At 32.9% G+C, this 7,557-nt stretch carries 9 protein-coding genes; 5 read left to right on the top strand and 4 right to left on the bottom strand.

Going from position 1 to position 7,557, the window contains the following annotated elements:
• The 5 genes from PND65_RS09375 to PND65_RS09355 all read left to right on the top strand — a co-directional run.
• Positions 1–283, top strand: a 283-nt coding sequence (locus PND65_RS09375; protein WP_271991817.1) for a hypothetical protein, incomplete at its 5' end; no start/stop codon positions are given.
• 102 nt (positions 284–385) lie between these two features.
• Positions 386–1,306: a hypothetical protein gene (locus tag PND65_RS09370; protein ID WP_271991815.1), complete on the top strand. Its 921-nt coding sequence runs from the start codon at positions 386–388 to the stop codon at positions 1,304–1,306.
• Between the two features lie 14 nt (positions 1,307–1,320).
• Positions 1,321–2,097, top strand: coding sequence for a glutamate 5-kinase (proB, locus tag PND65_RS09365; protein WP_015535225.1), 777 nt, complete (start codon positions 1,321–1,323; stop codon positions 2,095–2,097).
• Positions 2,094–3,350, top strand: coding sequence for a glutamate-5-semialdehyde dehydrogenase (locus PND65_RS09360; RefSeq protein ID WP_271991813.1), 1,257 nt, complete (start codon positions 2,094–2,096; stop codon positions 3,348–3,350). The genes proB and PND65_RS09360 overlap by 4 nt, the downstream gene beginning before the upstream one ends.
• A gap of 79 nt (positions 3,351–3,429) precedes the next feature.
• A complete protein-coding gene (locus PND65_RS09355) occupies positions 3,430–4,743 on the top strand; it encodes a uracil-xanthine permease family protein (protein WP_271991811.1) in 1,314 nt (437 codons plus the stop codon).
• Between the two features lie 584 nt (positions 4,744–5,327).
• Here the strand turns inward: PND65_RS09355 and PND65_RS09350 are convergent.
• The 4 genes from PND65_RS09350 to PND65_RS09335 all read right to left on the bottom strand — a co-directional run bounded on the left by PND65_RS09350 (position 5,328) and on the right by PND65_RS09335 (position 7,101).
• Positions 5,328–5,609, bottom strand: a complete 282-nt coding sequence (locus tag PND65_RS09350; RefSeq protein ID WP_195191510.1) for a hypothetical protein — start codon at positions 5,607–5,609, stop codon at positions 5,328–5,330.
• Positions 5,610–5,690: 81 nt separating this feature from the next.
• A complete protein-coding gene (locus PND65_RS09345) occupies positions 5,691–5,897 on the bottom strand; it encodes a helix-turn-helix transcriptional regulator (RefSeq protein ID WP_087158295.1) in 207 nt (68 codons plus the stop codon).
• Positions 5,887–6,237, bottom strand: coding sequence for a DUF6442 family protein (locus PND65_RS09340; RefSeq protein ID WP_195191509.1), 351 nt, complete (start codon positions 6,235–6,237; stop codon positions 5,887–5,889). The genes PND65_RS09345 and PND65_RS09340 overlap by 11 nt, the downstream gene beginning before the upstream one ends.
• Before the next feature lie 519 nt (positions 6,238–6,756).
• Positions 6,757–7,101, bottom strand: a complete 345-nt coding sequence (locus tag PND65_RS09335) for a DUF6442 family protein (protein ID WP_271991809.1) — start codon at positions 7,099–7,101, stop codon at positions 6,757–6,759.
• Between the last annotated feature and the right edge of the window lie 456 nt (positions 7,102–7,557).

Here is a 7,557-nt window from a genome sequence, read left to right as displayed (position 1 = left end):
GGACCTGTTCGAGAAGGAAGGACTGTATGTACATAGAGCCAGCAAGATCGAAGAGGGCGAGAAGAACAACGTGGTGGGCATCATCCGCAACGGAAGGGTGAACTTCGTGATCAACACGATGTCCAGCAAGGAGAATACCAGAGCGGACGGCTTCTTGATCCGAAGGGTATCGGCGGAGAACAATATCTCCTGCATGACGAGCCTGGATACGGCCAACGCGCTGATCAAGGTGCTTGAATCTCTGAGCTTCTCTGCGATCAGTATGAATGAAATGGGGAAATAATAATATGACCAGATGACATTCATTGTCGCCTGGTTTTTTTTTTGTTTGCATAGTAGGCATATTTTTGATACATTTTATAAAGAGTATTGGAGTTGGATTCATATGAAAAAAATTATTTCTGTCATTACAAGTCTTTTTTTATTCTTAGGTCTTTGTGGGTGTTCAAAAAATACGTCTGTTACGCTTAAAGAAGACGTTATTTTTCGATTGGAAGATGTTATGAAGATCCAAAATAAAGAATCGAATTCAATATACTATTACTATATGGCCATCATCGAAAATAACTCTGATTCTAGTTATGATACCTCACTTTTATCTTATTCATTGACCGATGATAAAGATGAAAATATCAATGCGATCGATCGCTATATGTCTACACCATCAAGTACCATTGCCAGTAATGAATCAACCTATGTTTATGGATATGTAGGTTTCCCAAATAATAATCAAAAAGATATTGGTTTCTATTTTCCTAAAACTGAGGATTTCTTATCCTTTAATGCAGCTGATGTAAGAGAAGCCGATAATACACAAATTCAAGAGCAGGGAAAAGAAAAATTCACTTTATTTGAAGATAGAGCCATGGCAATCGAAGTAGATGCATCAAAAACAAAAGCTGATTTTTCAAACGGAACCACAAAGCTTTCAAATCTTCAAATCACGTATATAAATAAAACCGATCACAATATTGTAATTCCATATCTAGAACCGCATGGTATCTTAAATGGTCTTGATCTCACTCAATATAGTGATAAAGGAGATTTCTCTGGCATGTCTTTAGAGGATTATAAAAAGATTGACTTTTCAAACGATGGACTTGCTCCAAAGACAGAAGATTATGAAGGAACAGCCACAGGATATATCGTTTATTTTCTTGAACCACAAAAGAAAATGACATGTAATATTGAATTCACTTTTGAAAATGTTGGAATCGATTTTTCAGACAAAGATACAAATGTATTCACGATCAATTTGATCTCCAATAGCTTTGGAAGTACGACTACATTTGAAATTTCATATTAGCTAGGAGATTGATTATGCGAATTGTTGTTAAAGTAGGAACATCAACCCTTGCCCATGAAACAGGCAGGTTGAATATCCGTCATATTGAAAAATTAGTAAAAGTACTTAGTGATCTTAAAAATAGTGGACACGAGATTATTCTTGTTTCCAGCGGTGCAATTGGAATGGGTGTCGGAAAATTAATGTTAGCCAAGCGTCCTAATGATATGCCAACAAAACAGGCGGCCGCAGCGATTGGACAATGTGAATTGATGTATACATATGATAAGCTATTTAGTGAGTATAATCATACGGTTGCCCAGATCTTATTGACAAAAGAAGATGTCGAGCAAGAATCAAGAAGAGTAAATTTTCAAAATACCTTATACCGTTTATTAGAACTAAATGCCTTACCAATCGTTAATGAAAATGATACGATTTCTACCAGTGAGATTTCCGTTGGTGATAATGATACACTAGGTGCTATTGTATCTTGTTGCATAAAAGCTGATTTATTGATCCTTTTAAGTGATATCGAAGGTCTATATACAGATGATCCGCATCAAAATAAAGATGCCAAATTAATTCCAATCGTACAAAACTTGGATGAAGATATCATGCATCTAGGAAAAGATAAAGGATCTATGTTAGGTACTGGTGGTATGGTTACCAAGCTGCAGGCAGCCAAGATCGTTACAGATCATGGTATCGATATGATCATCTGCCATGGTTCAAAACCTGAAAACCTTTATGATATTCTGGAAGGGAAACGAATTGGAACATACTTTATGGGAAAGGCAGTGAAATCATGAATACACAAGAGATATTGATTCAAGCAAAACGTGAAAGCAATAAAGCTCCTTACTCAACAGAAGAAAAAAACACTGCCTTGAGAGCAATGGCAAAAGCTTTAATTGATCATACATATGACATTTTATCGAAGAATAAAATCGACATTGAAAATGCCAAAAATAAGATTTCAGAAGTTATGCTCGATCGTTTGTATCTAGATGCATCCAGAATAAAAGATATGGCTAAGGGAATCTTAGATGTGTCTAAATTACCAGATCCAACTGGAAGAATTCTCTCTACCCATACATTAGAGAATGGACTTATTGTGAATAAGATTTCCGTACCAATGGGAGTAATAGCCATAATCTATGAAAGTCGTCCAAACGTTACAAGCGATGCAGCTGCTTTAACCATCAAGGCGGGAAGTGTATGTATCCTTCGAAGCGGAAAAGAAGCTTGGAACAGCGCGAATGCGATCGTAAAAGCTTTGCAGGAAGGGCTTGAAAATGTTGGTATGAGTAAAAATCGCATACATTTGATTGAAGATACAACACGACAGAGTTCTTATGATCTTATGAAGGCAAACGGATATGTCGATCTTTTGATTCCTCGCGGAGGAAAAGGTTTGATTCAATCTGTCATTCAAAATGCGACCGTTCCATGTATTGAAACCGGTACTGGTATTTGTCATATCTATGTAGATAAAGATGCCAATTTAGATAAGGCAGTCAAAATCATCGAAAATGCAAAGACACAAAGACCAAGTGTTTGCAATGCAGAAGAAGTTTGTCTTGTCCATAAAGATATTGCCCAGGATTTCTTACCAAAGCTTAAAGAAGTATTGGTAGAACAGAGAAAAGCTCAAGATAAAATACCTGTTGAATTACGTTTGGATCCAATTGCTCATCAAATTATTGATGGAACACTAGCAACCGATGAGGATTTTGATACTGAATTTTTAGATTATATATTAGCTATTAAAGTAGTGGATTCTATTGAGGAAGCTATAGAACATATTCAAGTACACTCAACACATCATAGTGATGCGATCATTTCTGAAAATGAACAAGCACAAACCAAATTTTCCAGTACGATCGATAGTGCGGCCGTTTATATTAATGCGAGTACACGTTTTACAGATGGAGGCGTTTTTGGTCTAGGATGTGAAATGGGAATCAGTACTCAGAAACTTCACGCAAGAGGTCCTATGGGACTGGAAGAATTGTGTACATATAAATATATTATCAAAGGAAATGGACAGATTAGAGAATAGAGAAGGGAAGGATAAAAAATCTAAAAATCTGAGATTACCTTAAACTGTATTGAGTATCAAACGAGAAAGAGGAGAGATTATGAAGACAAAAAATGAAAAAGCATCCGTTTTTGAGCTAAATGGGATTCCATCGCTTAAAGAAGCATTTCCATTAGCATTACAGCATGTTGTTGCGATGATCGTTGGTTGTGTAACTCCAGCCATCATCATTTCACAAGTTGCAGGACTTGGTGTCCATGATCAAGTTATTTTTGTGCAAGCAGCCTTGGTCATTGCCGGTATCTCAACATTGATCCAATTGTTTCCAATTGGTCGCAAGATTGGATCTGGACTTCCTGTGATCATGGGGGTAAGCTTTGCGTATCTTCCAAGCATGCAGGCAATTGCCGGCACCTATGATATTGCGACAATATTGGGAGCTCAGCTTATTGGTGGTATTGCAGCTATCTTGGTTGGAATCTTTATTAAAAAATTGCGTAAATTATTCCCGCCAATCGTAACAGGGACTGTTGTATTTACCATAGGATTGTCACTGTATCCTACAGCCGTAAATTATATGGCTGGAGGTGCTTCTTCAGCAAATTATGGTTCATGGCAGAATTGGTTAATAGCCTTTATTGTTCTTGCAATCGTAACTGGATTAAACCATTTTGCAAAGGGAATTTGGAAACTATCTTCAATTTTAATCGGTATCATTGCCGGATATATCATTGCAGCATGTTTTGGCATGATTGATTTTTCATCCGTTACACAAGCTTCAATGTTCCAGGTACCTCAATTTATGCATTTTGGTATGAAATTCGAATTCTCTGCCATTTTAACATTTATTATTTTATTCACAATTAATTCGATTCAAGCTATAGGGGATTTTTCTGCAACAACATCTGGTGGTCTTGATCGTCAACCTACTGATGATGAATTACAGGGCGGAATCGTTGCCTATGGTATAACTAACATTCTTGGATCTTTCTTTGGTGGTCTTCCAACAGCAACTTTCTCACAGAATGTTGGTATCGTTGCGACAACTAAAGTCGTAAACCGTTGCGTATTAGGACTTGCTGCTTGTATTATATTGATTGCTGGTTTTGTACCGGTTATCTCAGCGTTACTAACAACAATTCCTCAATGTGTTTTAGGTGGTGCTACGATCTCAGTATTTGCTTCAATTGCGATGACAGGTATGAAGCTAATTGCATCTCAACCTTTGGATTATCGTAATACATCAATCGTAGGTCTTGCGGTTGCACTTGGAATGGGTGTTACGCAAGCTTCCGCTTCATTAGAAACATTCCCATTATGGGTAACAACTGTATTTGGTAAGTCTCCAGTAGTTCTTGCGACCATTACCGCAATTATACTTAACTTAATATTACCAAAACCAAAAGAAAAATAAACACTTACTTAATGATAAAAAGGCCGTAAAATTACGACCTTTTTTGTATGATTATATTAAAACTTTCAGTATTATAATTTTTAGATATTGAGAAAAAATAAAGTTGTATGCTCAAAAGACTTATTTTAAGAGCTTACTTTTAAACTCTTTTTTAATGACAAAAGCAACATGATGATGTAATAAATTTCATATACAAAAAACATATGGGTGCATTTAGAGATATGCATATTATCGTATTAAAAAGACATTGTAAAAGGAATGGTTGATTTAAATAAAATAGATTTATCTTTATTCATACTAAAATACAAAATATAAGTAAAGGACTCTGTCTCATATTTAAATCAATGTATTTCTAGTAAAGCTAGTAATTAGTTCTATATAGTTTCAATCTGTTTAATTATTAATTTTATATCATAATAAGATGCACATATGAAATATTTGCATTGGAATATTGTATTGATTTAATTCTATTAATAAGTGAATGCGACATATCCTTACGTTTATACAAAAAAATGGGAACTTATCATAGATAATTCCCATTTGGTAGATATACTTTTGTATTAGTTAATATAAACTATTTTTATTTAATTATCGTTTTTAATTATCGTTGGAATTATCAATTCATTTATTATTTTAAAATTTGTTGATCTTTCATCCGCAAAATAATATTCCCTAAATTTATCCAACGAAAGAAATACATCATCTACAAAAACTAAATTATCGCCATCTTTTTTCCAAATTTCATAATGATACAAATCAATATCTCTTTTATTTAATAACACATTATATTCATTTCCACAAACTTGGAATCGAAAACAATCTAAAAAAAATACACTAATGTTTGAATCACTAATTTTTATAATCATTTTAAGAAAAAACCTCCTGTACTTCCAACATATTAATACGATGCTTATAGTTAAGCTAAAATAATCTCTTTCTTTAATTATTTAAAAATAAAACAAATCTTCAAACTTTTTATCAAGTGCGATACACAGAATCAGTGCTAGTTTAGCAGTTGGATTAAATTGTCCTGTTTCAATGGAACTAATAGTATTACGAGACACACCTATCATCTCTGCCAATGCAGATTGAGATAGTTTTTTTTCTTTTCGGACTTCTTTTAAATTATTTTTTAAGATTAACTCATCCTGCATAGCCATATACACCACAAAACAACATAAAGAAACCTACTAAACAAATAAACACCCAAATTAAAGAGTACTTGTTTTTTAGTAATAAAAAGCGAGAGATCCCAAATACAATTCCAAATATTAATAATAAGAATAATGTAAATTCATATAGTGTATAACTAGCTTTCGCAATATGAATGGTACCTGTTATGAAGTTAAAACGTGATAATATAGATATCACCAATAATACTGCAGCTAATATCGCAAAACTAATTGTATATGATTGCTCTGCTAAAAAATGTTGTCTTTCATCACCATTTTTGTTTTCAAGTCGACTTTTTTGTAATATCTCTTCTTTTTTCATTATTAGACCCTCCTAGTTTAATTTAATTTTTTTATACCTATATAGCACCATTGATTTATTCGTTTATATATTTTAAGAATGAATTTTAAAATTAAATACTGTTACAATTAGAAATTTAGCTAGAAAGAAAATAACGGTTCTTGTATGATTCAGCATAGATTGAAACGAAAATCATAAAAATAGGCAACTGTAACGAACAGTCCTATGACGTACTGAGTGTGTCATCTAGTTTCAATACTCTAGAAAGTATAATTCATAAGAAACCGATACACCAATAATAAAATTAGCTCCTTTTAGGCCAAAATATTTTGTCCGCTTATCTGAAATATCATTTTCATGAAAGTTTTTTTCAATATACCTTCTTTGTTCAACAATAAATATTGTTGACAAGTATACTTTTTCATAAATTTGAAATGTTTTGTTATCAATTATACCAATGATTTTGTTAATGATTCATATTAGACATTCTATTTATTTCATATTTATTTGTTAATAATAGATTATTCAGACTTACATTGACTATGATTTCGCTATAGACATAAGACATCCAGCTAGACCAAGTAACCAAAATATCATAATAAACAAATCTCTTTTTTGTTTCAGATAAACATATTTAGTGCCGTATTCTATTGCACTTGATAAAAAGATAATGAACCATAGCACATCTGCTAAATCAATTCTCTTTGAAAAAATGATGATATTTCCATTTGTAATGCCTAAATAACAAGATATAGCTAATAATGATAAAAATAAGGATGCAATAAAATATCCGGTATTAAGTGCCGTTTCTTTTTTTGTCTTTTCTAATTCATCTCCGTGACGATTTTCTTCTCTACTTTTTTTTAGTATTTCTTCTTTGTTCATAATAGACTCCTTTTATGCCAAGTTTTCTTTTCAATTTTATTATATTGTTGCCAAGTTTACTTGTCAATTGGTTCGAGATATATTTTTATTGTTATGAAAAATATCAAAGAGTAACGACGAGACAGCAACAAGATAATACTGATTTAAAAGCTTTTCGTGGTCTAAAAAAAGTAATACTCCTTCATTCTGCAATAATTCAATTGATTTCATTTTATGTGACAACGTATATTGTACACATATTGTAATGAACCAATCTGTCTAAAATCATTAGGAGAAGGGTATCATATTGATGAAATTGAAGAAAGATTAACCAATAAAACGAAAATAGGATGTAGGAGTCGAGTTCGAATAGTAGTAGTCCCGTGAAATGCAACAATAATGAATATTCCAAAGTGGCGGAGCCATCTAATCCGACAAAATAGAGCCACTTATTCCAATCTAGAGAACCACTTAATC

Source organism: Faecalitalea cylindroides (genome assembly GCF_028321995.1).
GTDB classification, from domain to species: domain Bacteria; phylum Bacillota_I; class Bacilli_A; order Erysipelotrichales; family Erysipelotrichaceae; genus Faecalitalea; species Faecalitalea cylindroides.
Note: the sequence above shows the minus strand (reverse complement) of the source record. Positions and strands in the feature narration are given on the sequence as shown.

Bases quoted from the DNA above. Each gene is read 5' to 3' on its own strand.
- PND65_RS09355 (WP_271991811.1), top strand. From the start codon at position 3,430: ATGAAGACAAAAAATGAAAAAGCATCCGTTTTTGAGCTAAATGGGATT.
- PND65_RS09335 (WP_271991809.1), bottom strand. From the start codon at position 7,101: ATGAACAAAGAAGAAATACTAAAAAAAAGTAGAGAAGAAAATCGTCAC.
- proB (WP_015535225.1), top strand. From the start codon at position 1,321: ATGCGAATTGTTGTTAAAGTAGGAACATCAACCCTTGCCCATGAAACA.
- PND65_RS09350 (WP_195191510.1), bottom strand. From the start codon at position 5,609: ATGATTATAAAAATTAGTGATTCAAACATTAGTGTATTTTTTTTAGAT.
- PND65_RS09360 (WP_271991813.1), top strand. From the start codon at position 2,094: ATGAATACACAAGAGATATTGATTCAAGCAAAACGTGAAAGCAATAAA.
- PND65_RS09370 (WP_271991815.1), top strand. From the start codon at position 386: ATGAAAAAAATTATTTCTGTCATTACAAGTCTTTTTTTATTCTTAGGT.
- PND65_RS09345 (WP_087158295.1), bottom strand. From the start codon at position 5,897: ATGCAGGATGAGTTAATCTTAAAAAATAATTTAAAAGAAGTCCGAAAA.
- PND65_RS09340 (WP_195191509.1), bottom strand. From the start codon at position 6,237: ATGAAAAAAGAAGAGATATTACAAAAAAGTCGACTTGAAAACAAAAAT.